This is a genomic window from Paenibacillus camelliae (assembly GCF_023715345.1).
In the GTDB taxonomy this organism is placed as follows: Bacteria; Bacillota; Bacilli; order Paenibacillales; family Paenibacillaceae; genus Pristimantibacillus; species Pristimantibacillus camelliae.
In genome coordinates this window covers 71,816-98,741 of sequence record NZ_JAMBNY010000011.1, presented here as the reverse complement: position 1 = coordinate 98,741, position 26,926 = coordinate 71,816, and the positions used below count along the sequence as shown (strand labels likewise).

Below are 26,926 nucleotides of genomic sequence, written 5' to 3'. Positions count from 1 at the left end.
TTCATTAAGGCATATAAATACTATAGTCTGAGGCTGGGGGTGATGAAGATGCAAAGAAAAAAATGCAAGAAAAAATACTGCTTCAAATTAACAGGCTTTGTAGACAAAAAATCCCCTCCTCGTTGCAAAAGGAGACATAGACGAAGCAAGAGGAAATCCTCAAAAATTCGGTTTCGTCCCATGATCCAACGATACTTCTTTATTCCTTCCATAGATGTTACGTTATCCGAAGAATGGAGGTTACCTGCAGGCCAATTTACAGACGACAGTGGTAAGACGATTGAACGTTTTCAGAGCGTTGGGAAAAAAGGATATTATAATTTGTTTATTAATGGAGTTATTCAGGCTGGAGGCCTTTTCGACGTAAGTAAGGATGCACTTTACATCAAACGAACTGGAACAACGATATTGGCAGGAACACCTATCATTATAGAATCGATCAAAATTAAAGCGTATATTGTATAACTTGATAGAATTTGAGGATAAGTCTACCCGAACAACGTAGATTTTTATGAATAATATGTAATTAACCTTTCTCAAACTCTATGAAGTGAAGGGAAATCGATAAGGAAGGAGGGCTAATTATGGCATTACAAATAATGAAGCTACAGGTAGTTGTAAACACCACAACAACGGTAGGGCCTGATTCCGCTAAGTTTTTTTACGTCACCACCGTAGATACTGCGGCAGGCGCAACATTAACGATTAACACAGATGATTTTTTCGATGATACAGGTGCAGTCGCTACAGCACTGCCGGAGCTTGCGGTAGATAACAGTTACACTCAGGTTTTTATAAATGGAGTTCCACAAATGGACGGAATCAGCGTTTATACAGCTGGGGCGGCTGGCACTGGATCGCTGGCGATTACAGTTCCTGTAGATGGTGAAGCGATTCTAGCAGATTCGCCGATTGTCCTTAAAGTCGTTAACTACGTTCCGGTCTCTGAATCTACGGTTGAGACATAAATAGTAGAGTTATTGATCTTATGCCCAATTTTACTGTAAAGAAGTTACAGTTTTTGGGCTTTTTCTACTTAAACCTCTTTGGTAAGCTGGTCCATGAAACCGAACAGGTCATACATGCGTACTCCTTTAATGAGGAGAGTGTAACCTATGAGCATAATCGTTACTTTACTGGTCATATATATCATCTCAATACTACTTATTTTTACGTTTATATATAGTAAGAATAAACTAGAAGCTGAAGGAGAAAAAATAAGTAATAGGAAGGTTGTTTTTCTTTCGGCAGCATTTTCCCTTATTATCACTGCATTTATCGGACTCGTTGTCTTTGCTATCGTTGGTTCAACGAGTATTGTTAATATCGTTTTTTCCTTAGAGATCAGCATGAATCAGCTAGTGATATTAGCCATCTCGTATTTGATTTATATAGTTACTCTTGATCATCTTATTGAATTTACTTTGAAATATATTGTAGGTAGACAGCTGTATTATGAGATCATGCTGTTTCTCATGCGAATAATGATTTATTATATCATTGGCTATGTAGTTGGCCTCAATGAAACGGAAAGCATCATCATTGCAGTAGGTGTTTCGCTCATTGCAATCATAGTAAAAGTGTTATTCCATATGAGATCGAAAGCAAAACATGAAAAAATTATGGACTAGCAATGCTTCTTCCGCTGACAGACTTTCATCGAAGGAGTTTGAGGCAGTAGGACATAGCATAATAAAACTGCCCTTTTCTAATATATGAAAAGGGCAGTTTTTACGACTATTTTATTCTGAATCGATAAGCTTTAATGTTATGCTTTATCGAATAGTTTTTAGTGCAGTTGACCATTTAACAAGCTGGTCAAGCATTTCGTTTACCGTATTGGCATGCATGTCAGCAGGCTTGAAGTTTGAACCGTTCTCGAAGTCTGTGAACAAGGACAAAGCAGGATGTGTACGAACATCTGCCACTGCAAGCTCTCCCAAAATGCCACGTAGATGCTCAGCGGCACGAGCTCCACCTACAGAACCGTAGCTTACGATTCCCGCAGCTTTGTTGTTCCAAGCTTCACGAGCAAAGTCTAGTGCATTTTTTAGTGCGCCTGTAATGCTGTGATTGTATTCCTGAACGATGAAGATAAAACCATCTAGGCTAGCAAGCTTTTGATTCCATGCTGCAATGCCAGGCTCAGTACCATCTGTTGTTCCTAGAAACGGAAGGTTGAAATCAGCGATGTCAACAATTTCATAGTTAGCATCCCCGCGTTTGTTAGCAATTTCTTTTACCCAGTTACCTACCTGCGGACTTACACGTCCTTCACGTGTACTTCCCAAAATGATACCGATGTTTAATTTTTCTGCCATAACTTTTTCCTCCTTCGTTGTTCTACCAAATAGTTTATCTAAAAAACCCATCGTTTACACCTCCAGCTGTCATTCTTAAGTTGTTATGAGTGATGGATGAACTCACTTACTTGTTTGTTTCCTAACGATTGGTGCTACTTTTGTAGCTAGCAGCTCGATACCTTCCGCTACTTTGTTGAACGGCAATCCACCGATATCGATTTGCGCCATGAAACGCTGATGTCCAAAAAGCTCGTGCTGCTGAACAATTTTCTCAGCAATTTGCTGCGGACTTCCAACGAATAAGGCAGTTTCAGGACGGGTCATCTGCTCAAACTCTGCTTCAGACATCCTGAACGTTAAGCCTCCACGCTGCTTGTTTACATGGTACCAATAGTTAGAATAGTAAGGATAAAACTGCTGCTTAGCCTCCTGAGTGGTGGCTGCTAGGAATCCATGTCCCGTTACGCCAACCTTTAGCTTCTCTTCACTATGGCCAGCCTCGATTCCAGCCTTGCGGTACAGATCGACGAGTGGCTTAAATCGTATAGGATCTCCGCCAAGTATAGCCAAAGCTATACCGGTTCCTAGTTTCCCTGCTCGAATAGCACTCTCTGGTGTTCCACCAACCCCAGTCCATATAGGAATCTCTTGCTGCAAGGGACGGGGAGCAATCTCTGCATTACGTAAGGATGGTCGGAATTGACCCTCCCAGGAAACCGTTGCATTATTATTAAGCTTGAGCAATAAATCCATATGCTCTGAGAATAAAGCATCGTAGTTGTTAGTATTATAACCAAATAAAGGAAAAGATTCTATAAAAGCTCCTCGACCGGCAATGATTTCTGCACGACCATCAGAAAGCAAGTCTAATGTAGCAAAGTCCTCAAAAAGACGTACGGGGTCTACTGTGCTTAACACAGTAGTAGCACTTGTCAGTTTGATGCGTTTGGTGACCTGAGCGATGCTGGCTAAAACAACGGCAGGAGAAGATACGGCGTAATCTAGCCTGTGATGCTCACCAACTCCAAACACATCTAGTCCCGCCTCATCAGCAAGTTTAGCAGCTTCAACGATTTCCTTCATACGCTGACTTGCGCTGACCGCACTACCTGTATGCGGATCAGGACATATATCAGCGAGCGTGTATAGGCCAATCTCAATTCCTGTATCCTTCATATCTCCACCGCCTAACAACATCGTTTATTTATTCGATAGAAGGACTAGCAATGCGCTAATCCTTCAGCATATTAGTTGTTTTCTTGTTTTTTGAACATTAGTGCATCTAGAGAGATATAAATTTTTCTTGCCAAGATCAGATAGATAGACATCGCAAGCAGCGCAAGATCTAGCTCATAGCCAGCCATGCCTTCTACTCCAAGCAGACCTAATGAAAGCTTTGCGGTAAAGATAGCTCCCACCATAATTAGAGCAGTTAGTATCGCAACGATTCTTGTACCAATGCCGAGGATTAATGCAATACCGCCAACTAATTCGATGATAGCGACAACATAAGCCATAAAACCTGGAATACCTAAGCTTTCAAAGTATTCAACAATGTAGTTGATTCCGCCTCTAAATTTGTCTACACCATGTATGAAAAAAATAAAACCAAGCATAACACGTAAGATCGCTTGACCTATTTGATTTTTTTTCATTCGTATGTCCCTCCTGTTGTGTTTTGTTAGTTACTTTCTGAAAGTAAGTATATTTAGTTAATGTAATTTTGTCAAGTAATTAAACATAAAAAAGTTGTTTAATATACTTTTGTAAGTAAAATACAGCAGATTAAACAAAAGCCGAGATTCACATTGTTGTGAATTTCGGCTTTTTTGTTAGGACACGATAAGGATATGGAATGAATCCGTTGAATCGATTTTGAACCTATGTACTTTCGGTAGGTGCTTTTTCGTTTATTTCTTGAGTCTCTGTATGCTGATTGTGTTGCTGCAATCGCTTGTCTTCATTAGCTTGACGCAGCAAGTCCTTTATTTCATTCAGCTGCTTCTCCGTCAGCTGTTGCGTGTGATGAATGGCGTTTAGCTGATCCTCAACCTTTTCAAGACGAAGCTGATTCTCTTTTTGCATGTCTTCCGATTTTTTTTGCGTTTTCGTGTTGTCCAAAACAACTAATATCGTAAGACCTGCACTAAAGATTGTGAGTCCTCTAGCGAGCTGATTCAAGTCCATCTGTCTTAATGAGAATAAGCAGTCAGCAATTCCAGCTCCCATCAATGCACCACCAAGCGTTAAAACGACATTCCATTTCCATTTATCTTGGATCAAGCTATACGGTTGTTTCATTCATCGAGCTCCTTCAGTAGTTGTTGCAGTTGTTACTTATATGGTAACACGAAGATACCCCTAACGTTAGTAGTTAGGGGGTGTTGTATTTATTCGATCTTGAATCATTAAGCTAAATTTAATTGGATTACGCCGTAGCATGCTCAGTCGATCGTTAAGAGTTAGTTACCAAGCGTAAGCTTTTGGCGCAGCGCCACCTGGACCAGGGAAGATTTCATCTAGCTGCTTAAGTACAGATTCCTCTAATACAATATCGACGACACGCAGCGCACCTTGCAGCTGCTCGAGTGTACGTGGACCGATAATTGGTGCCGTTAAGGCAGGATGGGTCAACGTCCAAGCCAATGCAACATTCGCTTCACTTTCGCCAATTTCCTTGCATAGACGCTCGAAAGCTTCGAGCTGCTGGCGATGCTTTTCTACACGATCAGGATTGTTGGCACGCGTCGATCCTTCAATCGGTTTAAGAGCATGTCCACTTAGCAGACCGCCATCTAATGGACTCCAAGCAATAACGCCAATACCTTGCTCCTGTGCAGCTGGTAGCAGCTCTAATTCAGGAAGTCGGCACAATAAGCTGTATTTATGCTGCTCACTGACTAAGCCTAGCATATTGTGAGATTTTGCTTCATATTGCGCTTTCACAAGGTCGAAGCCCGCGAAATTACTCGAGCCAACGTATCCGATTTTCCCTTGATTGATCGCTACGCGGAACCCTTCCCACAGCTCATCCCAAGAGACGTTGCGATCCACGTGGTGCATCTGATATAGCTCGATATGATCGGTCTGCAGACGCTTTAATGAGCCTTCCAAATGACGACGAAGCTTATACGCTGAAAGTCCGCCATCATCATTCGGACCATCATGCTCATCATGCATTTTACCGAAGAATTTCGTAGCCAATACAACCTTTTCACGACGTCCACCGCCCTGTGCGAACCATCGACCTATAATCTCCTCGGTTCTGCCTGCATTCTCACCCCAGCCGTAAACGTTGGCTGTATCGAAGAAATTAATGCCAGCGTCCACCGCAGCATCCATAATGCGAAAAGCTTCCTTTTCGTCTGTGCTTACTCCAAAATTCATCGTGCCTAGGCAAAGCTTGCTCACCTTTAATCCAGAACGACCTAGATATGTATATTGCATGCGTCACACCCCTTATGAATTTGTACCTCTCTATTATACGGGATAAATGGTATTTTTTTCACCTTTCTTCTTATATGCGTTCATAGATGTCCTAATCATCTAGAATAATCATTTTTGGAGGCAATAAGCATTATGTTGTTAATTCATAAAAATAACGTATCATTCGTCCGTCTTATCCGTAAGAGCAAAAGCCTGTTTACATGATTATTGAGGTACTGCAATCCTTCGCTATAGTATAGTCTGGACAGCAGGTTTAGGCTGAAAAGATGATAATCTCATTGCGATACACTCAATGTGTGTTTAGAGAAAGTGAGGTGAAAGACGACAAGGAGGGAAAGGTGCATGAGGAGGCTGTGTAGATTAAGGTCCAGATTCTTGAATTGGACTAAAGAGGATTAAAGTGCATGTACAAGGATGAAAGAGAGTTAAAGAGGATGCAAAGGAACTAAATAGGGTTAGTGTAATTTAAGAAATAACGATTTGCAAGCGGTTTCAATAATCAGGCAAGGAAATTCAAGCAAGGAGATGAAAACTATCGGATGAAAAGTAAATGGATAGGTAAAACATTGACTTCATTACTTGCAATGATGCTGTTATTGCCCGCCAATATTGGCGTATTAGCAGAAGAGAGTGCGAGCGAGCCGCCTCAAGAGCCGGCCATCGCGCAGCTTCAGCCTAATTCTAGCTGGCAAGCCTCCGTATTCGGTGATGTCGGGGGACAAGATAAAATTACTGCTGCTAATTTTAGTATGGTCGAGGATGAGCAGGGAAGCGTTCATATGAAAAGCATGAACGATCGCGGCAAGATATCCTCTACGACAGATGGGATTGCTTATGTCTATCAGTCCGTGCCGCAGGATCAAGATTTTGAATTTTCAGCTACTGCTACCATTCATAGTATTGCAGACAATAATCAAGCTTCCTTTGGTGTGATGCTAAGAAATACAGTGTACAACAATGTTCACGGGAGCGATTATGCGAAGGATGATTATTTGGCAGTAGGAGCCTTAGATAAAAAGCTGAAGCTGTTTAGCAGAGTAAATACCGAACAGGCAAAACGTGACTTGGATGAGCAATTGTCAGCCCCAGCAGCGAATAACAGCTATCAGCTTAACGTTAAAAAAACATCGGGTCTTATCGTTGTAACGGTAAATGGCTATAGCTCTGTCGTTGATGACTATGTATCAGACATTAGCTATGTTGGGCTATTCACTGCTCGCAATGCAGATATAACCTATGACAATATCGAGCTTACCGTTGCATCTAACGAGCCGACAGTACCAGAGCTTGGTGAGCTGAAGTTTTATGCCTTCGGCAGCAATACTTCAGAGGAAAAGAATCCAGAGCCCATGCTGCAAGATCCTGGTGCATACACGCTAGAGGCTTCGGGTGGAAAGATAGCTTCTGGCGATGAGGGCTTATCGCTATTAGCCTACGAGGTTCCCGCTGAAGCAAGCTTTACACTGCAGGCAACTGCTAAGGTTGAAGCGTTCAACAGCAATACATCGATCTCCACGCCTAATCAAAAATCATTCGGATTGATGCTGCGCGATACGGTCGGTGAAGGCTCTGCAACGATTACCTCTAACTACGTTGCTGTTGGTGCACTCGATACGGTGATGAAGGGCTATTACAAATTTGGAGTCGAAGGTGGCAGTGGAGGAACACAAACGAAGCTTGACGCTTTTTCATTAGCCAATCCTCCAGCAGCTGATGAGCAATATGAGCTCAAAATAGAAAAAAATCAAGATAGCTATACATTATCCGTCAATGGTGAAAGTCAGGTTATAAGCGCAGAACAGTTATTTTCAGAGCAGTTGTATGCCGGTGTATATGTTGCGCGTGATGCACAGGTGACGTTTTCTAATATCCAGCTGTCCATTGATACAGCAGCAGTACATGCGATTGAGCTGAACACAACAGCGATGAAAACAACATATCGCCTTCATGAGGAGCTGGATCTGACGGGGCTCACGGTGACAGCAGTGATGAGTGACGGAAGTCGGAGCGTGCTTTCAGAGGATGAGTACCTGGTAACAGGCTTTGACAGCTCTGAGCTTGGCATTAAGCATTTAATGGTTCATTATAAAGGGCAGACTGCACTGCTAGCCTATGAGGTGGTGGCTTTACAGGTGACCTCGCTTGAGATCGTATACGAACCAGCCGTTACAAGCTACTATGTTGGGGAAGAGCTTCAGCTTCACGGATTAACGGTTGAAGCTAATTATGAAGATGGCTATATGTATCGTGAGCTTACACCCGATCTATATTCCATCATGATAGAGGGTCAACGCTATGATGGCTTTGGCAATAATGATAAAGGAGACAAGCATCGCTTTACGACTGCAGGCAGCTACACCGTTAATGTTGTAGCAACGGAAGGTACTGATGTAGCTACTGAATTTACCGTTAATGTTGTAGATGCTAGCTTAACGAGTCTGGAGATTACACAGCAGCCAATAAAGACAACATATTTTATTGGCGAAGAGCTAGAGCTCGATGGATTGATGGTGTACGGACAATATAGTGACGGCACAAGAAAACGAATCGAGAAAGAGGCTTTGACGATTTCTGGATTCAGTACTGCTAGTGCTGGTGAGCAGCAACTGGTGATCACCTATCGCGAACAGTCGGTCACGCTGCCGTTAACCGTGAAGGAGAAGGAAGCTGTAGCTCTAGTTATTACTAAGTACCCTAAAACAACCTATAAGCTCGGGAAAAGCTTGGATGTAGCTCAGCTAGAGCTGGCAATTGCTTATGATAACGGTGAATTGGAAGCGATTACAGATAACGAATACAGCTTGGATTCCTCTAGCTTTAACGCGGAGGCAGCGGGCGAGTACAAGCTAATGATTACATCCAACAATGAGCAGCTGCCCGCATTAGAGCTGATCGTGCATGTCCGCGATGCTGCACCAGTGGAGTGGAAAAGCATTCGGTTTGGCCAGTCTACCTCGGCAAGCAATAACACGATTGAGGTCGATGAGCAGGGAGTGGTTACGTTAAAAGCAATCGGTGGCTCTGCGGGGAAAGTAACAGGTGATCATGACGGGATTAGCTTCTATTATGTCGAGCTGGATGCATTAGAGGATAACTTCGAACTGTCTGCAGACATTAAAGTTATCGAATATGCTAAGTCACCTGATCATGATGGTCAGGAGTCATTTGGCATTATGGCGCGGGATGCAATTGGAGCGGCTAATGATTCGTCGGTATTTGCTTCGAATATTGCTGCAGTCGGCGGCTATAGCGGTGGAACACGTAATCCGAATGGAACACAGCTATTTGTTCGGACTGGCATTGAGTCGCCGGATGGCAGCGGAAGTCAAGGCATCCAATCCGTTATGCTTCAAGCGGAACGACCAGCGCCAGGTAATACTTATCCTGCACAATCCTATCGATTGACTTTAGCTAAAACGAACAGCGGATTTACAGCTCAGCTGAATGACAGCGAGCCTGCCATCCTCTATACGCCACATATTTTAAGTGTGCAGGACAATAAGATGTATGTAGGGTTTTATGCAGCGCGATTAGCAACGATTGAGGTTCATAATATTGAGCTTAACGTGACTGCTGTCGCATCCGATCCTCCTCGAGTTGAGCCGCCTGCTGCTCCGCTTGAGCCTGAGATTACTTGGATATCTCCATTAAACACCTCAACGACGGATCAATATGAGATCAAGCTGAAGTCGAATACGTCGGGGCTAGTAACGATTAAGCAGGGTAATACAATCATTGCTAGTGATGTGTCGATAGAAGCGAATCAAGTCCTCACTCAAGCAACGAATATCGAGCGTGGACATAATCGGTTTACAATTAGCTTTAATCCTAGTGACAGTGAGCTTCTAACAAGCCATGAGACGATTATTCTTAACCGGACTGTAACCGCAAAGCAGTATGAAGGTGATATTTATGTCGCTCCTGATGGAAGCGCTGAGGCAGCTGGTACATTAGAGGACCCGCTTGATCTTGATACAGCTATCCAGTATGTGGCGCCAGGGCAAACAATTATTGTCCAAGACGGTCACTATGTGCGAGATCGCAGGCTGAATATTCAAAAGTATAATGATGGAACGGAAGCTGCGATGAAGACATTAAAGGCAGCGGATGGCGCAAGACCCGTCATCGACTTTAATAAGAAATCAGAGGGCGTCGTGTTAAGCGGGAACTACTGGCATATCATCGGAATAGATTTTGCTCGTTCAGCAGGCAATACGAAAGGCTTTACGATTGGCGGAAGCCACAACATTATTGAGCTTAGCCGTTTCTATGAGCACGGGGATACCGGCCTGCAAATTAGCAGGACGGATGATTCGACAAATATCGAAGATTGGCCGTCGTATAACTTGATTCTAAACAGTGATTCATTTGCCAATCGAGATCCTTCCGACAACAATGCAGACGGTTTTGCAGCGAAGCTAACCTCTGGTGTAGGCAATGTGTTCCGCGGTGCGATTGCCTACAATAACGTAGATGATGGCTGGGATTTGTATACGAAGGCCGGCTCAGGGGCTATTGGAGCAGTAACGATTGAAAACAGCATTGCGTATAACAACGGCTATCCGATAGGGAGCTCGGAGCTAAAGGGTGACGGCAACGGCTTCAAGCTAGGTGGTGAAGGCATCCATGTGCAACATGTTATTCGCAACAGTATTGCTTTTAACAATGGAACAGTGGGCTTTACAAGCAATAGTAATCCTGGGGTAATCGCACGCAATAATATAGGCTTCAACAATGCGAAGGGGAATATTGTTTTTACGACCTATCCGCATATTACCCCTGACTTTACAGTTGACAGCTTCGTTTCCTTTGCAACAGAAAGCATCGCTAAAGACCAGGTGCCTGATGCTGTTCGATCGTTAACCAACTATCTCTATGATGGAGCGCGGTTTGCCAATCACGCTGGAACCGAGATTACAGAAAGCAATTTCAAAAGTCTAGAGTTACCAGAACATATTGCGCGTGACGAAGCGGGTAATATTGTGCTTGGAGATTTCTTAAGCTTTATTGCTCCGATAACGAATAACAATCCACACACACCAAGCCAACCTATTATCGAGCCTAGTCCTGCTCCTACAACGTCAATTGTGATGCAGGGCTCAGTCGCTAATGGCGTCGTAGCTGGAGAGCTAACAGCTGCTCAAGCGAAGGCGGCATTGGATGGTTTAGATCAGCTATCCAAGCGCAGCATTACCATTACTCTAGCTGATCAAAGTGCTCAGGTGCAGAAAAACTATCGGTTAAAGCTGCCTGCTCATTTGTTTGACGCAAGTATTGAAGCGTATAACATCGAGCTTGTAACCGATGCTGGCAGCATCGTCATCCCTAGTCAAGCATTTAGTGGCCGAACGATGGGTGAGCAAGATACGCTGCTAGTGAGCATTCGAGATATAGAGGAAGCGTCCAATGCTTCGCCATCGGCTAATGATGAGCGCGTAAACTCAGCCATTGCATTTGAGCTGTATTGGAATGATCAGCCGCTGGACGGTCTAGATCTAGACTCCGCATTGCAGCTATTCGTACCGTATGAACCAGCTGTTGAAAACAACAACGAGCTCTCGATGCTCACAATATGGCATATGGCTAAGGGCGGTACGAGTACGCCGATTCCCAATGCGTACTATGATGCTAAGGCGAAGGGTATGAGATGGAAGGCCAATCATCTCGGTGAGTTTGCTGTAGGCATAGGCAGTAAATCATTCGTTGATGTGCCAAGTACGCATTGGGCATATAATGCTATTCGTACGCTGGCAGCTAAAGGAGTCATTAATGGGGTTAATGAATCTAGCTTCGCCCCGAATGAAACCATAACGCGAGCTGATTTCATAGTTATGCTTATGCGTGCTTTGGGCTTATCTGCTAGGTCAGATCAAGCAGCAGCATTTACCGATGTTGATCGTGATGCTTATTACTATGATGCCATCGTTAAGGCACAGCAGCTTGGCATTGTGAACGGCTATCCAACAGGTGAGTTTAAGCCGAATCAACAGATCGAGCGTCAAGAAATGTTTGTGATGGCTTACAAAGCAATCCAGAGGGTGGAGGAGCTGCGGCTCAGCCTGGCTCACGATGATGCAGCTTTAGAACGATTTGCAGATGCATCGAGCATAGCTAGCTATGCTAAAGAGATCATCGCTGCGCTAATTGATCATGGAATCATCGAGGGTTATGACGACAAGATTGCAGCCCAAGGGATAACGACACGAGCCGAGGCAGCAGTGTTTATCGAGCGGTTAGTATTTCAGCGCTATTAGCTCCCGTTAGATTACAAAGTTGCAAGTATTATCATTGTTATCTAAATAATAAGGTTTAATGTACAGTTATGCTTTAAGCCCCAGTGGTTAGAATCCGTTCTAATCATTGGGGCTTTATTCGATTGATAATGCTGAAAAAACGTTGTTGACATTAAAGTTACTTTAAGGTGTATAGTGAAAATATATTAAATATTGTAAACAAATGGAGGTTTTATATGGAAACGGCAACGAAAGTAGAGTTCGATGGCGGATTTATTATGGTGCCTGCTGAAAGCTTTGATGAAGGTGTGGAATGGTATCGAAAGCATATGGATTGGGAGTTGATCGATTCTGTGCTTAGCCCCGTAGGCAGAAAAGCATTCTTTCGTCTGCCAGGAGGTGGACAAGTTAACTTAAAATCATTTGAGCTGGAGCATGAGCACTTTACTCCGAATGGTTATGAGGAAGGTCATATGCGTTTTTGCTTTGTTACGGCTAACCTAGAAAATGCGATGGCTTATTATAGTGAGCAAGGGATAACGTTCTCAGATCCATTTGTTATGCCTGATGGTACACGTGGAATGGATATCAATGCCTTTGGTAATGTAAGACTTACGTTGTGCGAAGATAAGCGACTGCAGGATGAGTTTCCTAACGCAAAATTTATTCGTTATGCTGACAAGCCACTATGGCTAGGTGTGCGTAGCTTGAAGTCCGCCGTTGCTTGGTATGAATCGGTTTTAGGACTTAGGGTTTTTGCGACAGATTATAGTGATCAAGGCTTCGCTCTACTAGGAGAGGAATTAGAAGGAGAGGGCAAGTGGGAGTATATATGGCTGGAGGAGCTTCCAGATTCAACTCCTTATACAAAGGCCAATCCAGGGGCAAGAATGTACTTTGTTGTGTGGGAGAGAGATCAATTTCTTGAGCTGGAGCAGCGATTAAGAGAACAAGGGATAGAGACATCGACGCCTGTCGGCGAGCGTTGGATGGGATTTCATTTCTACGATCCTGACGGCAATCGCATCAATGTTTGGAACTATTACTAATATACAGGATGAGGTGCATGCATGGTGACGGATGCAGTGATGACGATACAGATGTTTTCAACACGAACGGGTCTGCCTGCAAGCACACTGCGCTATTACGAGAAGGAACGTTTAATCATTCCGAAATATCGTGAGGACAATGGCTACCGGATGTATGGTGAGGAACAAATTCCAGATGCGATTAAAATTCATTCCCTGCGGTTAGCCGATATTAACCTAAGTGATATACGTGCCTATCTTCGTGCTTCAAAGGATGAGAAGGTTGAATGGATTATGAAGTGGCGCGGTGAAATAGACGGTAAGCTATCAGCACTGCAGGTTGCAAGACAATATTTACAGGGAATTGAATCTAACGATCAGCATTTACAATTAACTAAATGGGATGTTAGCGTACCTATATTATGGTTTCCACTTCGGGTAAAAAAGCAGTTAAATCCTTATGCAGCGGCAATCGAAGAGAAGATTGACGTTCTTATGAAGCAATATCAATTGCGCTGTGATGAAGCATTCATTCAGCCGGATGCCGTTGACGGTGAGTGGTTAGTCGGTCGAATAGGCTTTCGATTGTCTGTTGCAATTACGGAGATGCTAGAAGGGCAGCAATGGCTGGAGTTGGAGCAGGCTAACTTGGAATGGCATAATCCCGCACTGTTCGTAACGTTGGAATGCGGAGCAGGGGATGCATTTGCGTGCTTCAATCTAATGCTCCTGCTGCAATCGTTTGGCTTTGAGCCAGTAGGCAGAAAGCTGGAACGTTATAGCTTGCGTGATCTATCCACCTATCAATGGATGATTCCAGTCCTTCATGCACAAAAGGGAGATAGAATGCGGTAAATTCATCTGAGTGATCGTAATGGATGTGCGCCTATTATAATTACATATTTTTGTTATAATGGTAAGTGTATACAAAACTTTCCGTGACAGTTGGAGGTGAAAGACGAAGTTTTCCCTGATCGAGATGCTTTAATTGAGTTTTATGATGAGAGCACTAAAACTGAGAAGTAAATATAGTTAAAGAAGAACTAAACGTTTCCTTCTAACCTGAAAAGGGGTGAAAAATTGAAAAAGATGAAAGTAGTTGTAATTGCTGCTGTAATGACTACGTTAATAGTGGTTGTAGGAATTACACTATCGGCAAGAGACTTAGGAAACCACTCTGACTTTAAACCGATGAGCCCGACTGAGATTCAGGAATCCAAGAATGCTAAAAAAATAGGGAATGCTGTACCAACTCAACAACCTGTTGTTGTGCCTTAAAAAAAGAATTCCAACCCCGACTGTTTCTAATATCTTAAATGACTTTGATCAATAGAATTGTTTCACATATGCCTTGACGTTCTAATTCAACACCCTCAGATAACTTTATATTCCTTTGACAATTTTGTTTAATGTAATGAGAAAGCCCCGTGCATGTAAACTGTCCCTCCAATGGTTAAGTGTTAACCTTAAGGGGGACATCAATGGAACGGGGCTTTTTAGCTATAAGATTATTCGCACATTAGGTGTGGAGGTAGTACTAATGCTCCGCTGAATAATATGCTGTGCTGTGGGTGGCAAGGTTTAACGAGTCTACGTTATTTCTTCTCTGTAACTGCAAAGTAATTGTCCTCAACATCGGCAAAGTTGAACACTCTCGCGTTATTAGGAAGCGAAACGATCTCACCGACCTTAACATTTTTGTTCGTCAAATCGGTATGTAATTGATTGAGATCATGCGTGAAGAACATCAATGAAGGTGTACCGAGATTCATGTCAGGCTCCATCTTAGCAACAAACTCCTTGTTATGCAGTACGATACTTGTAGCTGCACCATCAGGAGCGACTTCTATCCAGCGGAAGCCTTGACCATTATCCTCCTCGGCAATAACACGGAATCCAAGCTTTTCCGTCCAGAAGTTTACGGCCTCATCCTGATTGTTTACATATAGCATAATTTGTCCGACATTTGTAATCATTGCTTTCGCTCCTTCATCATTGGATATAGAAAAATTTTACATAATCTTGGACAAGAAATCTATCAATACTTTATTAAACTCAATAGGATTTTCAATAAAGGGAAGGTGCCTGCAGTTTTCCATTATCCGCTTGGTTGAATGCTTAATCTTAGTATGTAAAAGATGAGCTGTCTTTATGTTGTACGGATGGTCTTGATCAGAAATAACGATGAGTGTCGGGGCTTGTAGCTCATCTAATCGACCTATGGCAGAGGGCTTCGAAGCCATTAATAATTGTGGAGAGAATCTACAGAAGCTGTCCGCATTTCTGATGTGATGCAGCACCTTAGCAAGCGCTTCTTGTTTGTCACTAGAGGGAAAATAATATCGCCAGAAAGGATTGCTGATGAAGGACTCGATCGCGCGCTCCTTCCCATGACGATGAACGTTGTAAAAGTTTTTTATCCCATGCCAAGTCATACGTAACGGCAGCGAATGGCCATGAACAGAAGGGCAGACAAGAACAAGACGCCGTACGTGATGAGGGTAGGCCAGCGTAAAATCTATTGCCGCACCTCCGCCTGAAGATGATCCGACAAGCGTAACCTTATCCAGCTTTAACCAATCAATAAGTGCCTTTAGATCATCTACGTTAGAGAAGGGAGATGTAGGTGTACTGGATTGACCATAGCCACGCCAATCAAGCCGGATCACTTGATAAGCCGTAGATAACGCTTCAACTTGTTCATCCCATATCGAATGATTATTAAAATTACCGTGCAGCAAAATGACCGGTTGTCCAACTCCGGAAACTGTATAAAATATACGACCTTCGCTTAAATCCAAATACATGAATCGACCTCCAATCCATTACTTATAATAGATCTGCATTGTGGAGATGATCTTCAATGATTGCTCTTAGAACCTCGGAGACGGAGTAATCTCCTCTTTGGCAATAACGATCAATCTCTTCCCAGCATTGCTGAGGCAAGGTCAATGATAGCTTTCGAGTTACGCCAATTGGCTTTCGTCCGGCTCCTTTACGTGCTCCGCCCATTTTACTAGCGAGGCTTTCGCTTTCAATAAGCTTCTTTTCATAATTTTCCATTGTATTCATCACCCATACCTATCATTTCATAGGCTGTGGTCAAAATCAATTATTGCTACCTTATTCAAAGGCTGACATAAATTACATAGGTGACGTTACTTCAAATGCCTCCGTCACCTGCTCTACGCCATTGATGATGATGGACAGCTGATGCATGCCAGCATAATGCTTTCGTGTCGTAAGGTCCTTGAACGAATGTGTACGTGTATAGGTCCGATCGGTATGATCAAACTCATTTTCCGTAATCTTAAACAGCTTGCGCGACGTTTTACCGTTCGCTTTCACAAAATCGATGGCGTATTCTACTCGTAGCAGCTGTGGAGAGGACGAATTGGAGCGCACAGAAAAAGAAAACGGGAGTCCATCACCAATAGCAACCTGCTTTTCTGATAGCTGGAATTGACTAATCGTTACATCAGGTGTAGTGCTTAGTCCGAATAATGCTAAAACCTCGGGATCTGCCTTGCGCAGCAGGGTACGGCAGCCGTGCTTCACAATCCAATCCGTGCGTGGATCATGACCGAGCCACTGGCGTGCCACTTGCTTCAGTAGATCAGGGTGACTTTTGCCGATATCATTTAAGTTGTTGGCGACGCTTTTTCTCACATATTCTGATTCATCAGCCTTAAGCTGCTGCAAAATTGGCAGAATTGGCGTCGGATCGTTGATAAACATACGAAGCGGGGCAGCCCAAGGAAGCTTAGGTCTACAGCCCTCACTAGCCAGTCGTCGCACATGATGATTAGAATGATGGGCCCATTCAAGCATTTGCTGCAGCATTCGGGTTGGATCCTGCTCTATAAATGGACGCACCGCAAATTCTGAGCTAGATGATGAAGTAAAATGAGCTAGTGCCTGCATCGATGTCTCCCAATGCGGCAATCCGTATAGCTCTACAAAATCAGGCAAAAATAAATATTCAAAGCCTGAGCATTGCGGGCTAATGGCAGACAATATCTCAATCGCAGCGTCATAATCCGCTGGCAGCGTCTGCCCGAGCGAAGTACTAATATGTCGAATACGCTGCTTAAGCTGTTTATCCGTCCAATGTTCATCGAAGACGAGCTGTATAAACTGCTCCGAATTAAAGCCTGGATGGGCTTGTTTAACGATGCGTGAAAAATCATGTAGAAGCTGCTTAGAAAATCTATCTGCTAATATGTCTGCCATAATCTACTCAACCCTTTCAATTGTTCGCTGACCAGTTACTTGATCCTATTGTCGACCCTCAGCAATATGTTGTTCATTATATCATTTATGTCATCAATGATTTAGTCCGTTAAAGAGTCCGTCAAATGAGTAAGTAAAATTCAAAGGAAAAAGCCACACGCATGTTCATTAATTATGCTGTGGCTTCTGGCTTGGTATATATGTAAAGTCAAGTATACAACGGATTGCCTAGTCATACTAAATCAACTGAATGAGAATAAAAATAATCCGAGAGGGTTAACTCTCGGCATAATAAGGGATAACGACAGGTATTAGAATCGAGTGAAATCTCGATTATTTATTGGTGCTGTGCTGCTTATTAGGCAATTTGTGTCCAGCATGAGATTTGCTTTGTCGCTTTTGGTTCTGCTCATGCTTTTGCTGCTTTTGATTAAAGTCCTCTACAAATTGTTCTGTGCTGTCCATACGGGTGTCATCCTCCTTTTTCGAAGCTATGCTTAGTCTAACCATAACGTCATGAATTATGTGCACAGATCAGAGCACAGTTCATTTTGATTAGCGAACAACCGTGCTCTTAGTGTATTGTTTTTGCGACCGAGCATAGCCAAGCTGCAAGCTGCTACAGCTGCTTTGGAGAGTGGACAGACTTAATATGATGCATATTTAGAATGAATCGTTCCCCTTTTCCGATAACTAATTCGACATAATGATCCTCGATGCTGCTTAGCAATCCGATCTTGTTAGGGTTAACTCCTAGATCAAATACAATGATCTCACCAATCAGCTTATCCAGCTGCTCCTCGAACGTTCGAGCAAGAGGCACGATAGAGGGACTCACCGGAAGTCGTTCGCGATCGATCGAGAATGGTGTTTGCTCTGTAGGATACGGAATTAACCATTTCAAGTGATACATCGGGATATAGATTGTTTTGTATACAGGAGAATAAAACACAAAGTAATTGTTCATAATCGCTGTAACGTAGCCATGTAAGGACAGCTGTCCTGAAATATAAACTTCTAGAAACTGGCCACGCGCATTCAGCAATACTTTTCGATAGGAAAGGTTGGGCTCGCTCTCATATTGTGTATCGGAAGGGCTAGTAATTTCCTCCTCAGGCTTATCATTAGCTCTAATATTCTGGATATGATGAGTAGGAAAGTAAATGAAATTCATACCGTTATAGACAACAAGCATATCTCGGCCATAATCAATCAATATTCCGGTATGCCGCTTTTCACCCGAAATTTCAATATTAACTACTTTATTAAGCAACGAATGTATCATGGACAACTATACTCACCTCAAATTAATAAAATAATTCAAGCCAATAATATAAGCTAGTGAAGCTAATGAGTAAGGAAATTGGGATGACGACTAACGTTGTTTTTATATACTTCCGCCACGTAAAATGAATGTTATGTTCCCTCAAAATATGCATCCATAGAAGTGATGCGAGTGTACCCATCGGAAGAATGAGGGCACCAATATCTGCACCAATTATGCTAGCGAAATACCCAGCATGTAAGATGGAAGGCTCTAAATGCATTTCTGTTAATGAGAGGGTTCCGATCATGACAGAAGGCAGGTTGTTGAATAGGTTAGACATAAAGCTCAGCAGGAGGCCGATAATAAAGATCGCATTAAACCGATTGTCAGCTACATATTCACCTAATTGACTAATAATAATTTCGATTAAGCCAGCATTATAGAGGCCGTAGACGATCACATACATGCCTAATGCAAAAAGAAGAATGTGCCAAGGCGTTTTTGAAGCGATGTCTGTTGGAGCGATTCCTTTTCTCAACCAACGCACTGCAATAAGCAATAAAGCACCAACGATGGCAGGCCATTCTGTCGAGATACCTAGAGGCTGCAATACAAAAAAACTGATTCTAGTTAAAATTACGATGATGATGCATATGACAAACATTCGCCAGTCTATGCTTGAGGATGGAGGATTAGCAGCAGTAGTAGGCATGAGTGGGTGGATTCTTCTCATATTGGACGAACGATTCGTTGATTGTTGAAACCATTCAGCCGTGTCACGATGAATCACGGGGATATGCACGGGAATTTCTTTTCTGAAGTGGAAGAACAGTAAGAAGGAAATGGACAGCAAGCCGATCATGGACGGAATAAGCATCATCGTTGCATAGGCATTGAGATCGAGGCCCACGATTTTTAATGATATTAAATTCGCGAGATTACTTACCCCGATTGGAGCGCTTGCTCCTGTAGCGATTAGAGCACCTGACAGCAGGTAAGGAATTTTTTGTCTTGTTTTCAGGTTCAGTACATTTAGCGTTTGAATAATGATGGGAGTGGTGATGAGTATGCTTCCATCGTTATTAAAAAACATCGTCATAAGGAAGCAGATGACATTGATATACCAGAACAGCGCTCTTCCCGAGCCTTGCGATCTGATAGCTAAATTAAAAGCAGCCCATCTAAAAAAGCCAATACTCTCCAGAACGATCGACATGACAATGGTCGATAATATCGTTATTGCTGCTCCATTTACGATCCCAATAATAGATATAACATCCTGAAAGCTTACAATACCGAATATATAAATAGCTATCGCACCAATGGTGACGGGAATAGCTTCGTTCATTCGATATGGACGTAAGATGAGTAGGGCAACGGTTATTATGAAAATGCTGCCAGCCGTTAATAGAAGTGATTCAACCATTTCGCTTCGCCTCGCTATAGGATGCTGTAGATTTTATGTCAAGCGACTGTTCACTGGAAGAGATGGTATGGCTTTTGCCTATAGCTCTCGGCTTAAGAAACATATAAAGCAATAAGCCGAGTATGACTAACAGTGATATGAGTAACAACATGTACTAACCTCCTTCCTTTTATTGCTCTGTGTGTGAGTAGATGAAGGGTATTTGCCTAGTAGGGTGAATGCTATGGGTAGTTAATACTGTATATATACGACTCATGCCTTTTCTTTGTAATAATGAGATAGCCCTCTGTATAAAAATTCCATATTCGCCCTCGTGTCGTTACGTAAAGCTCGACAAGCCCTCAATCGAAAAAGCTAAACCAGAGACACTCAGTCTAGTTTAGCTTTTCGTATGAAGCTTATCTTTTATTTCGCACTTTCAATGAATTCACGGTTCTAAGCGGAGGGGTAAAGCTTTTAATATGATGGGTAAAAATAATGACCGTCTCATGATCCGCAATGAGTTTAATATAATGCGGGTGCACCTCTGTTAATACGCCGGTTACGCTATCAGGCCCGCCTCTGTTAACCTTTATTAAACGATGCTTATTGGCCCGTAACGCTTCAATAAAGGTGCGAGGTGTTCTATGGTTCAAGCTATGGAAATCATGTCTCCCATGGTGATTAAGGAGAGTAATGCTTTTTATGTGCTCCAGATTATAAAAGATAAATCCGTCCTTTTTAATAAAGAGAACAATATAATCATGCTTTACTGCTACTAATACACCATCACTCGATTCTGGTCCGCCTCTATTGACGCGGACGAATTTTCCAATAAGATTAGACAAACGATTATTCGCCATTGTATACCCACCTCTGATTGTAGTGATAAATATATTGCATGTATACGTGTACGGCATGGACAATGACATAATGAATGAGCCTGCTTTTTGAAAATCCGCAGGAATCTATATAAGCAGTATAGGAGAAAGATGTGTAGTGATTGGGGTTAAAATTTGCTATATTGGTATTGTGAAAGCTCTTTTTTTTTAAGAGAACTGATGATTAATCGGGTTAATAGAATTATTGCACAGCTGCACATACAAACTTGGGGAGTGATCCGATGGAATGGCAATTGTTATCCAACGAACAGATGAAGCATTACTGTAACAAGATTTTAATGCCTGAAGGGGCGACCGCTATATTACTGGAGATTGGTGACCTTCTTGAACAAGATGAGAAACTGCTTCACATTCATAAACAATTTTATACAAGTTATATTGAGAGCGGTTATTGGACAACGGTGTGGGAGCCGCTAAAGATTGATCCGTATGCTGAAGAGGTGCTTGGCAACCATGCCTCCTTGTTATACTTGCATGCTGCGCTGCAGCGATTGCCGCTAACAGAAAAGCGATATAAGGAGCTAGGTTTAAGTGAAGAATTCTTTGTTGAAACAGTGCGGGATATCTCAACATGGGTACAGAACGCCTATAATCTAGTAGGCTATTATGCGATTCGTAATTTTAGCTGGATTTGGCGCCATCTCGAAGCCCGAATGTTTCGAATAGGCAGCATTCAGTATTTGACGATTCCATTCTCTGGTGATGTGAAGGGCTTCTACCATGCCGAAAATAAAACCCTTATGCTCTTATGCAGAGAGGGGATCGAGCTAAGAGCCAGTGGCGATATGCAGGGCGTATGTAAAAAGGAAAAAACAGAGGATGGCTTTGTGACAACCTACGAGGAAACCGACGATTACTATATCGGACATCCCGTGACCCCTGAAGGAAAAGGGATGCCTAGTCCGGTGAAGCTGTCTCGTCTAGAATGGGAGAAGGTATTGGATAAGGACGATATAGTGTTCGATATTCATATTCCGAGAGATGCTGCATTCGATATGGACAGTGTGAAGGAATCATACAAGCAAGCAAAGCAGTTTTTCGCAAAGCATTTTCCAGAGGTGAAGCCTAAAGGGATGTACTGTCATACGTGGCTGTTCACACCTCAGCTGCGTGACATGCTGCCTCCGACCAGCAATATCGTTAAATTCCAGGAGCAATTCTACTTATATCCAACAGCTGGCTCTATTAGCTTCCTATGGAATTTTGTATTTAATGAGATGCTGGACGTGAAGGATGCGAAGCCAGATACTTCACTGCGAAGAAAGGTACTAGAGTACGTCGAGCAAGAGAAAGAGATCTTCGATATGAGAGGGATATTCCTTGATCTATGCGGCGAATTTGGAGAGGTATCCTACGATACATTAAAGCTCTAGCTGTAAGGCTGCTAGGCAATATAGCAATCTATGACATAGCCTAGTACAATGTAGTTTTAATAGATCGTAGTAATACTAGTCGTAGTAATACTAGCGTGGATTAGCACTAACGGTAATGCTAGTTAAATATGAATAGATATACGCTGCAGCGTGCCGGAAGGATCAACTTCTAGCACGCTGCTTTTTATATCGTTTAAGTAGATACGTAGATGATGGGGTGGTTGTATATGTTGCAAGTATAGCAGCTCTAGCTTTTATAGTAGCTGCGAATGACGATATCCTGATCGTAGTTTCCGAAGCCTTTGCCGTATAGTGTTAATCCGCCACGCCCCTTTTTCAGCTCCTCAGCACTAATGCGGAACGTCCAATATTGAGCATCCACCATTAAGCTGCTTAGCGTGACCTCAGATATTTTCTTGCCATCGATATAGGTGCCTGATTCATTAATGCGCAGCACCTTCAGCATGCCGTACTGATTAACATCGGACTGCCACCATACAGGAGTTAGGCGACCTCTATGCTCTCCAAAATCCCCCGGGCTTGTCCATGTGCCGAGCATTCGATTGTTAACATAAAAGGAGATGTCGCTTGGCCAATGCTCGTTCACCTGAGGGGCTTCTGAGCCAATTTCCATAGAAATCTCAAGCTCGACTAGCTGTTGATCCTTGTGTACATAATTCGGAATCTTGTATTCGACAAACCCTCTTGCGAACCAGAGAATGGAGGCATGAACGTGCTCGGGATCTAGAAAATAGACGGGATCATCATAGTGTCCAATCATCTTCTCGGTTGTTGCGAGACCACAGGTTGGCTGTGCCTCGTGATTCGAATATTGTCCAACCGGTATCGACACTTCCTCATAGCTACGTTGATGCTGAATAGGGGAGAGCTTGATCTGCATATGCTCGGTGTTGATATAGCACATCTTGTACGTTCCCCCATTAATCCGCTTCATCTTGCTTCCTACAATTCCCGCCTTCTCCAGCTTAGCAACATGGCTGCTAACGATCGCATTGCTCAGATAAAGCTCGGCAGCCAGCTCTTTAATATTCATTTCCTTCTCAAACAGCCGGTCAATAATCTTTAAGCGAATGTCGCTCGCCAATGCTTCATATACAAGCAGCGATGTTTGATTGGTCGTTAGTAGCATATTGCTCACCTCAACTATAGGATATGGTTTTATATTAATTGTAAACGTAAACATTGCAAGAATACCCTTATTATGATACAAATTTAGTAGGAAATCAATGATATGAATTCGCAATTTCATAAATTCTAAAGTGAGATCAAGGAGGCTCTTCATGACAATTCAATCAAAGGTTATGGTAGATAAGAACTTTGTAGTAGCAGACGTGGATCAGCGTATATACGGGTCTTTTATTGAGCACTTAGGTCGTGCCGTGTATGGTGGAATCTATGAGCCTGGTCATCCATCTGCAGATGAGCAAGGGTTTCGCCGGGATGTCATTGAAGCAGTTAAAGCGTTGCAGGTGCCCATTATTCGCTATCCAGGCGGGAATTTTGTATCCGGTTACAACTGGGAGGATGGCGTCGGCCCGAAGGATCAGCGTAAACGTCTACTGGAGCTTGCGTGGTGGACAACTGAGACGAATGAGGTCGGAACGAATGAATTTGCAGATTGGGCAAAGCTAGTTGGCAGTGATGTGATGATGGCTGTCAACCTTGGTACTCGCGGAGCTGATGCAGCACGTAACCTCGTTGATTATTGCAATCATCCTTCTGGCTCATATTGGAGCGATCTGCGTATTGCGCACGGCTACAAGGAGCCGCATCGCTTTAAAACCTGGTGCTTAGGCAATGAAATGGATGGGCCTTGGCAGATCTGTGCCAAAACTGCAGAGGAATACGGTCGACTTGCGAATGAAACGGCAAAAGTGATGAGATGGGTAGATCCTTCGATTGAGCTAGTGGCATGTGGAAGCTCAAGCAGCGGCATGCAAACATTCGGTTATTGGGAATCGACAGTTCTTGATCTGTGCTACGATCAGGTCGATTATTTATCCTTGCATACATACTACAACAATAACTATAATGACACGGCTAACTTTCTAGCAACCTCCCTTGATCTAGATCACTTTATTAATAGTGTCGCTTCCATCTGTGATGCGACACAAGCTAAAAAACGCAGCAAGAAGAAGCTAATGCTATCTCTTGATGAGTGGAATGTATGGAAAACGATTGGCAGCAGTCGAGCAGAGCAGCGCTGGCAGATTGCGCCTCCAGAGTTTGAAGATGTGTACAATATGGAGGATGCGCTTGCTGTAGGATGCTACTTAATTACGATACTGAAGCACACAGACCGCGTGAAGATGGCATGTCTTGCTCAGCTAGTGAATGTTATCGCACCGATTACGACGACGGCAGATGGCGGCTTGCTGCTGCAAACGACTTATTATCCTTTCCTTCATGCGTCTAGCTACGGAAGAGGAAAGGTGCTGCAATCGATAGTATCTAGTCCGGTATACGATTCGAAGGACTTTACTGATGTACCGTACCTGGAATCTGTCGTTGTCTACGAGGAAGAGCAAGGAGTAATTACGATTTTTGCAGTCAATCGTCATCTCAGCGAAAGCATGGCGCTTGATGTTGATCTCCGCAGCTTTGGAGAGATAAGTTTTCTTGAGCATATTGTGCTTGAGCACGATGACCTGAAGGCGGTCAATTCAACAGCTTCACCACAGCAGGTTGTGCCGTACGCAGGAGGATCAACGGTTGTTGATCAGTCGAGTGCAAAGTCCATGCTATCCAAAGCTTCTTGGAACGTTATTCGCTTTAGCGTTAAGTAAGCGTAAGCTTATCAATATTAAGTGACTCATATCTTTATATCAACATGTATCACTAGCCATATCGAATAGGAACAGCAGATAAAACCTCTGTACCTGAAGGAAAGCCTCCGTACCCAAAGGAAAGCCTCCGTACCCAAAGGAAAACCTTCGGTGCGGAGGTTTTGTGCTATTTAGTGTTGTTTATTCAGCTAATGATAGATGGAATAAGTGTTGTTAATCGTTGTTACAATTGAATTAATGCTATTCATATATGTAAATCTTTTATTAAATGAGAAACGAATTTTTTTACGCTTCGTATTGGTAAATATTACATAAATAATATAAATTGTGGATTGGAGAGGGGCTTGAATATGCATATGCGCATAATGGTTGTCTGTGTAGTTATTTTTCTTGCTGCGTTCCAGCCTGTAATGGCACAAGCAAGTGATTGGAGCGAGAAGCTGCAGCAAGCATCGAGCTATGTAGAGGAGCAGTTTGCCCGAAATCAAGTTGTCGGAGGAGCTTTAGGGATTGTACACAAGGATCAGCTTATTCACTCTGATGGATTTGGTGTAGTCGATCGAGAGCAACTAGCGGTGCCTAACAAGGATACGGTATATTTTGCCGCATCGATTACGAAGGTGTTTACAGCTACTGTCATTCTGCAGCTGCATGAAGCAGGGAAATTAGATATCGATCAGCCTGTCCAAGCCTACATTCCTTGGTTTAAGCTGAAGGATGAGGCAAGCTCCGCTCAATTAACGATAAGACATCTATTAGCCCATTCAGCAGGTGGCATGGGTTCTATGCAAACAGACGGATTAGTATTCGCACATAAGGATGCCAAGGATTCGCTAGAGACGTATGTGCGTCAATTCGCACGCATCGCATTAACTGAGGAGCCTGGACAAACTGGGAACTACTGCAACGGCTGCTACGATATACTTGGCTACACGATCGAGGCAGTAACAGGTCAGAGCTACTATGAGTATATGCAAAAGCAGCTGTTTGAGCCATTAGGGATGATGGATACGGTCTATGGAAAGGATCTTGTAACACTTTCTGAGGAACGCATCGCTAAGGAATATAGCTGGTTTTTTACTGGGAAGCTGCATCTAAAGCGATCATATGAGGAATTTGGCGCTGCCCAGGACCCCGATGGCGGTGCATATAGTACGATTGAGGACTTAGGCAAATTTATATCCTATCAATTGGGCTATGCTTCTCATTCAGCTATTGGGCAATTACACGATGTGAAGGAATATAGGGTAGGCTATGTCGCCAATGAGACAGGTGATGCGGAATATACGACGAGCGGCTTTAAGCTAAAGGAGATTGAGCAAACAAAGGTCTACTATAAGACAGGGGATGGCATTGGTTCCTCATCGGTCATTCTGTTCGTACCAGAGCATGAAATCGGCGTAGCACTCTTACTCGGAGAGATGCATCCAGAGATTCAACTCGGCATCGCGGAAGGTGTTGCTCGCATCATGATGGGGCTAACACCTGAGGATGTTGCTGCACAGATGACCTTCGGCAAGCTTCTCGGCATCGTGGCAATGGTCCTCATTGGTGCAAGCTTATTGCTCCTCCTATGGTTCATTCGCAGCTTGCGTGTCGGAACCATCTATAAGAAGAGCTATTGGAGCATATCGCTTTCTCTTCTATGCTGGGGAGCTTTGTGCATGCTGCTATGGTGGTTACTTCTAGCTGTAAGACCATCAGCGATGGGATGGTTCGGCTATCCCTATGATTTATCTATAGGCTTGATGGTGATGACCGCGATATTTAGCTTATGGTTATGCCATAGCGTTGCAGCGCTGTTCGTACTCAAAAGTAAACGTAAGACGAATCATCGTACGATTATGTGATGATTTAAGACCACATGAACGTGGTTCTCTACTCTTTTTGGCAAGATAAGCCTATCAGGGCAAAAATGTTCCATTGTC

General features: G+C 43.2%; 25 protein-coding genes. 10 read left to right on the top strand and 15 right to left on the bottom strand.

Annotated features, from left to right (window positions below; translation table 11 throughout):
* Window positions 1–180 precede the first annotated feature (180 nt).
* The 3 genes from M3180_RS16420 (at window position 181) to M3180_RS16410 (ending at window position 1,631) form a co-directional block, all read left to right on the top strand.
* A complete protein-coding gene (locus M3180_RS16420; protein WP_251669492.1) occupies window positions 181–465 on the top strand; it encodes a DUF4183 domain-containing protein in 285 nt (94 codons plus the stop codon).
* A 119-nt stretch (window positions 466–584) separates the two neighbouring features.
* Window positions 585–968, top strand: coding sequence for a DUF4183 domain-containing protein (locus M3180_RS16415; RefSeq protein WP_251669491.1), 384 nt, complete (start codon window positions 585–587; stop codon window positions 966–968).
* 147 nt (window positions 969–1,115) lie between these two features.
* A complete protein-coding gene (locus tag M3180_RS16410) occupies window positions 1,116–1,631 on the top strand; it encodes a hypothetical protein (RefSeq protein ID WP_251669489.1) in 516 nt (171 codons plus the stop codon).
* Window positions 1,632–1,775: 144 nt separating this feature from the next.
* On the opposite strand, the gene M3180_RS16405 is transcribed toward M3180_RS16410, so the two are convergent.
* The 5 genes from M3180_RS16405 to M3180_RS16385 all read right to left on the bottom strand — a co-directional run bounded on the left by M3180_RS16405 (window position 1,776) and on the right by M3180_RS16385 (window position 5,750).
* Window positions 1,776–2,372 carry an NADPH-dependent FMN reductase gene (locus tag M3180_RS16405; protein WP_251669481.1) on the bottom strand — a complete coding sequence of 199 codons (597 nt, stop codon included), beginning with the start codon at window positions 2,370–2,372 and terminating at the stop codon, window positions 1,776–1,778.
* Between the two features lie 51 nt (window positions 2,373–2,423).
* Window positions 2,424–3,479: an LLM class flavin-dependent oxidoreductase gene (locus tag M3180_RS16400; protein WP_251669479.1), complete on the bottom strand. Its 1,056-nt coding sequence runs from the start codon at window positions 3,477–3,479 to the stop codon at window positions 2,424–2,426.
* Window positions 3,480–3,550: 71 nt separating this feature from the next.
* On the bottom strand, window positions 3,551–3,958 hold the full coding sequence (locus M3180_RS16395) for a DoxX family protein (protein WP_251669477.1): 408 nt from the start codon (window positions 3,956–3,958) through the stop codon (window positions 3,551–3,553).
* Between the two features lie 226 nt (window positions 3,959–4,184).
* On the bottom strand, window positions 4,185–4,604 hold the full coding sequence (locus tag M3180_RS16390) for a hypothetical protein (RefSeq protein ID WP_251669475.1): 420 nt from the start codon (window positions 4,602–4,604) through the stop codon (window positions 4,185–4,187).
* Window positions 4,605–4,769: 165 nt separating this feature from the next.
* A complete protein-coding gene (locus tag M3180_RS16385; RefSeq protein ID WP_251669474.1) occupies window positions 4,770–5,750 on the bottom strand; it encodes an aldo/keto reductase in 981 nt (326 codons plus the stop codon).
* 539 nt (window positions 5,751–6,289) lie between these two features.
* On the opposite strand from M3180_RS16385, the gene M3180_RS16380 reads away from it, so the two are divergent.
* The 4 genes from M3180_RS16380 (at window position 6,290) to M3180_RS16365 (ending at window position 14,289) form a co-directional block, all read left to right on the top strand.
* The gene (locus M3180_RS16380) at window positions 6,290–12,004 is read left to right on the top strand and encodes a right-handed parallel beta-helix repeat-containing protein (protein WP_251669472.1); all 5,715 of its coding nucleotides are present in this window, start codon (window positions 6,290–6,292) and stop codon (window positions 12,002–12,004) included.
* A 215-nt stretch (window positions 12,005–12,219) separates the two neighbouring features.
* Window positions 12,220–13,032: a VOC family protein gene (locus M3180_RS16375; RefSeq protein WP_251669470.1), complete on the top strand. Its 813-nt coding sequence runs from the start codon at window positions 12,220–12,222 to the stop codon at window positions 13,030–13,032.
* Window positions 13,033–13,053: 21 nt separating this feature from the next.
* Complete coding sequence (locus M3180_RS16370) at window positions 13,054–13,866, top strand: helix-turn-helix domain-containing protein (protein WP_251669468.1); 813 nt, start codon at window positions 13,054–13,056, stop codon at window positions 13,864–13,866.
* Between the two features lie 225 nt (window positions 13,867–14,091).
* A complete protein-coding gene (locus M3180_RS16365) occupies window positions 14,092–14,289 on the top strand; it encodes a hypothetical protein (RefSeq protein ID WP_251669466.1) in 198 nt (65 codons plus the stop codon).
* A 317-nt stretch (window positions 14,290–14,606) separates the two neighbouring features.
* Here M3180_RS16365 and M3180_RS16360 read toward each other — a convergent pair whose 3' ends face one another.
* The 9 genes from M3180_RS16360 to M3180_RS16320 form a co-directional block, all read right to left on the bottom strand.
* Entirely contained in the window at window positions 14,607–14,987 is a 381-nt protein-coding gene (locus M3180_RS16360; RefSeq protein ID WP_251669464.1) for a VOC family protein, read from the bottom strand.
* Between the two features lie 36 nt (window positions 14,988–15,023).
* Window positions 15,024–15,818 carry an alpha/beta fold hydrolase gene (locus M3180_RS16355; RefSeq protein ID WP_251669463.1) on the bottom strand — a complete coding sequence of 265 codons (795 nt, stop codon included), beginning with the start codon at window positions 15,816–15,818 and terminating at the stop codon, window positions 15,024–15,026.
* Between the two features lie 22 nt (window positions 15,819–15,840).
* Entirely contained in the window at window positions 15,841–16,074 is a 234-nt protein-coding gene (locus tag M3180_RS16350; protein WP_251669461.1) for a ribbon-helix-helix domain-containing protein, read from the bottom strand.
* Between the two features lie 81 nt (window positions 16,075–16,155).
* On the bottom strand, window positions 16,156–17,244 hold the full coding sequence (locus M3180_RS16345) for a DNA alkylation repair protein (protein WP_251669459.1): 1,089 nt from the start codon (window positions 17,242–17,244) through the stop codon (window positions 16,156–16,158).
* Window positions 17,245–17,577: 333 nt separating this feature from the next.
* On the bottom strand, window positions 17,578–17,709 hold the full coding sequence (locus tag M3180_RS16340; protein ID WP_251669457.1) for a DUF4023 family protein: 132 nt from the start codon (window positions 17,707–17,709) through the stop codon (window positions 17,578–17,580).
* A gap of 154 nt (window positions 17,710–17,863) precedes the next feature.
* On the bottom strand, window positions 17,864–18,529 hold the full coding sequence (locus tag M3180_RS16335) for a DUF2642 domain-containing protein (RefSeq protein ID WP_490715433.1): 666 nt from the start codon (window positions 18,527–18,529) through the stop codon (window positions 17,864–17,866).
* 22 nt (window positions 18,530–18,551) lie between these two features.
* The gene (locus M3180_RS16330) at window positions 18,552–19,937 is read right to left on the bottom strand and encodes an arsenic transporter (protein WP_251669453.1); all 1,386 of its coding nucleotides are present in this window, start codon (window positions 19,935–19,937) and stop codon (window positions 18,552–18,554) included.
* The gene (locus tag M3180_RS16325) at window positions 19,930–20,088 is read right to left on the bottom strand and encodes a hypothetical protein (RefSeq protein ID WP_251669452.1); all 159 of its coding nucleotides are present in this window, start codon (window positions 20,086–20,088) and stop codon (window positions 19,930–19,932) included. Before M3180_RS16325 ends, M3180_RS16330 begins: the two co-directional genes overlap by 8 nt.
* Window positions 20,089–20,335: 247 nt before the next feature.
* Window positions 20,336–20,779: a spore coat protein gene (locus M3180_RS16320; protein ID WP_251669449.1), complete on the bottom strand. Its 444-nt coding sequence runs from the start codon at window positions 20,777–20,779 to the stop codon at window positions 20,336–20,338.
* A 260-nt stretch (window positions 20,780–21,039) separates the two neighbouring features.
* Here M3180_RS16320 and M3180_RS16315 point away from each other — a divergent pair, with 260 nt between their 5' ends.
* Window positions 21,040–22,191 carry an acyltransferase domain-containing protein gene (locus M3180_RS16315; RefSeq protein WP_251669448.1) on the top strand — a complete coding sequence of 384 codons (1,152 nt, stop codon included), beginning with the start codon at window positions 21,040–21,042 and terminating at the stop codon, window positions 22,189–22,191.
* 247 nt (window positions 22,192–22,438) lie between these two features.
* Here M3180_RS16315 and M3180_RS16310 read toward each other — a convergent pair whose 3' ends face one another.
* Window positions 22,439–23,395, bottom strand: coding sequence for an ArsR/SmtB family transcription factor (locus tag M3180_RS16310; protein ID WP_349774492.1), 957 nt, complete (start codon window positions 23,393–23,395; stop codon window positions 22,439–22,441).
* 97 nt (window positions 23,396–23,492) lie between these two features.
* On the opposite strand from M3180_RS16310, the gene arfA reads away from it, so the two are divergent.
* The gene (gene arfA / locus M3180_RS16305) at window positions 23,493–24,998 is read left to right on the top strand and encodes an arabinosylfuranosidase ArfA (RefSeq protein WP_251669446.1); all 1,506 of its coding nucleotides are present in this window, start codon (window positions 23,493–23,495) and stop codon (window positions 24,996–24,998) included.
* 350 nt (window positions 24,999–25,348) lie between these two features.
* Window positions 25,349–26,848 carry a serine hydrolase domain-containing protein gene (locus tag M3180_RS16300; protein WP_251669444.1) on the top strand — a complete coding sequence of 500 codons (1,500 nt, stop codon included), beginning with the start codon at window positions 25,349–25,351 and terminating at the stop codon, window positions 26,846–26,848.
* Window positions 26,849–26,926 lie beyond the last annotated feature (78 nt).

Coding starts and splice junctions, on each gene's coding strand:
- M3180_RS16325 (WP_251669452.1), bottom strand. CDS start 20,088: ATGTTGTTACTCATATCACTGTTAGTCATACTCGGCTTATTGCTTTAT.
- M3180_RS16320 (WP_251669449.1), bottom strand. CDS start 20,779: ATGGCGAATAATCGTTTGTCTAATCTTATTGGAAAATTCGTCCGCGTC.
- M3180_RS16370 (WP_251669468.1), top strand. CDS start 13,054: ATGGTGACGGATGCAGTGATGACGATACAGATGTTTTCAACACGAACG.
- M3180_RS16395 (WP_251669477.1), bottom strand. CDS start 3,958: ATGAAAAAAAATCAAATAGGTCAAGCGATCTTACGTGTTATGCTTGGT.
- M3180_RS16390 (WP_251669475.1), bottom strand. CDS start 4,604: ATGAAACAACCGTATAGCTTGATCCAAGATAAATGGAAATGGAATGTC.
- M3180_RS16340 (WP_251669457.1), bottom strand. CDS start 17,709: ATGGACAGCACAGAACAATTTGTAGAGGACTTTAATCAAAAGCAGCAA.
- M3180_RS16330 (WP_251669453.1), bottom strand. CDS start 19,937: ATGGTTGAATCACTTCTATTAACGGCTGGCAGCATTTTCATAATAACC.
- M3180_RS16375 (WP_251669470.1), top strand. CDS start 12,220: ATGGAAACGGCAACGAAAGTAGAGTTCGATGGCGGATTTATTATGGTG.
- M3180_RS16420 (WP_251669492.1), top strand. CDS start 181: ATGATCCAACGATACTTCTTTATTCCTTCCATAGATGTTACGTTATCC.
- M3180_RS16380 (WP_251669472.1), top strand. CDS start 6,290: ATGAAAAGTAAATGGATAGGTAAAACATTGACTTCATTACTTGCAATG.
- M3180_RS16335 (WP_490715433.1), bottom strand. CDS start 18,529: ATGATACATTCGTTGCTTAATAAAGTAGTTAATATTGAAATTTCGGGT.
- M3180_RS16385 (WP_251669474.1), bottom strand. CDS start 5,750: ATGCAATATACATATCTAGGTCGTTCTGGATTAAAGGTGAGCAAGCTT.
- M3180_RS16410 (WP_251669489.1), top strand. CDS start 1,116: ATGAGCATAATCGTTACTTTACTGGTCATATATATCATCTCAATACTA.
- M3180_RS16300 (WP_251669444.1), top strand. CDS start 25,349: ATGCATATGCGCATAATGGTTGTCTGTGTAGTTATTTTTCTTGCTGCG.
- M3180_RS16345 (WP_251669459.1), bottom strand. CDS start 17,244: ATGGCAGACATATTAGCAGATAGATTTTCTAAGCAGCTTCTACATGAT.
- M3180_RS16315 (WP_251669448.1), top strand. CDS start 21,040: ATGGAATGGCAATTGTTATCCAACGAACAGATGAAGCATTACTGTAAC.
- M3180_RS16400 (WP_251669479.1), bottom strand. CDS start 3,479: ATGAAGGATACAGGAATTGAGATTGGCCTATACACGCTCGCTGATATA.
- M3180_RS16350 (WP_251669461.1), bottom strand. CDS start 16,074: ATGGAAAATTATGAAAAGAAGCTTATTGAAAGCGAAAGCCTCGCTAGT.
- arfA (WP_251669446.1), top strand. CDS start 23,493: ATGACAATTCAATCAAAGGTTATGGTAGATAAGAACTTTGTAGTAGCA.
- M3180_RS16355 (WP_251669463.1), bottom strand. CDS start 15,818: ATGTATTTGGATTTAAGCGAAGGTCGTATATTTTATACAGTTTCCGGA.
- M3180_RS16360 (WP_251669464.1), bottom strand. CDS start 14,987: ATGATTACAAATGTCGGACAAATTATGCTATATGTAAACAATCAGGAT.
- M3180_RS16310 (WP_349774492.1), bottom strand. CDS start 23,395: ATGTTTACGTTTACAATTAATATAAAACCATATCCTATAGTTGAGGTG.
- M3180_RS16415 (WP_251669491.1), top strand. CDS start 585: ATGGCATTACAAATAATGAAGCTACAGGTAGTTGTAAACACCACAACA.
- M3180_RS16405 (WP_251669481.1), bottom strand. CDS start 2,372: ATGGGTTTTTTAGATAAACTATTTGGTAGAACAACGAAGGAGGAAAAA.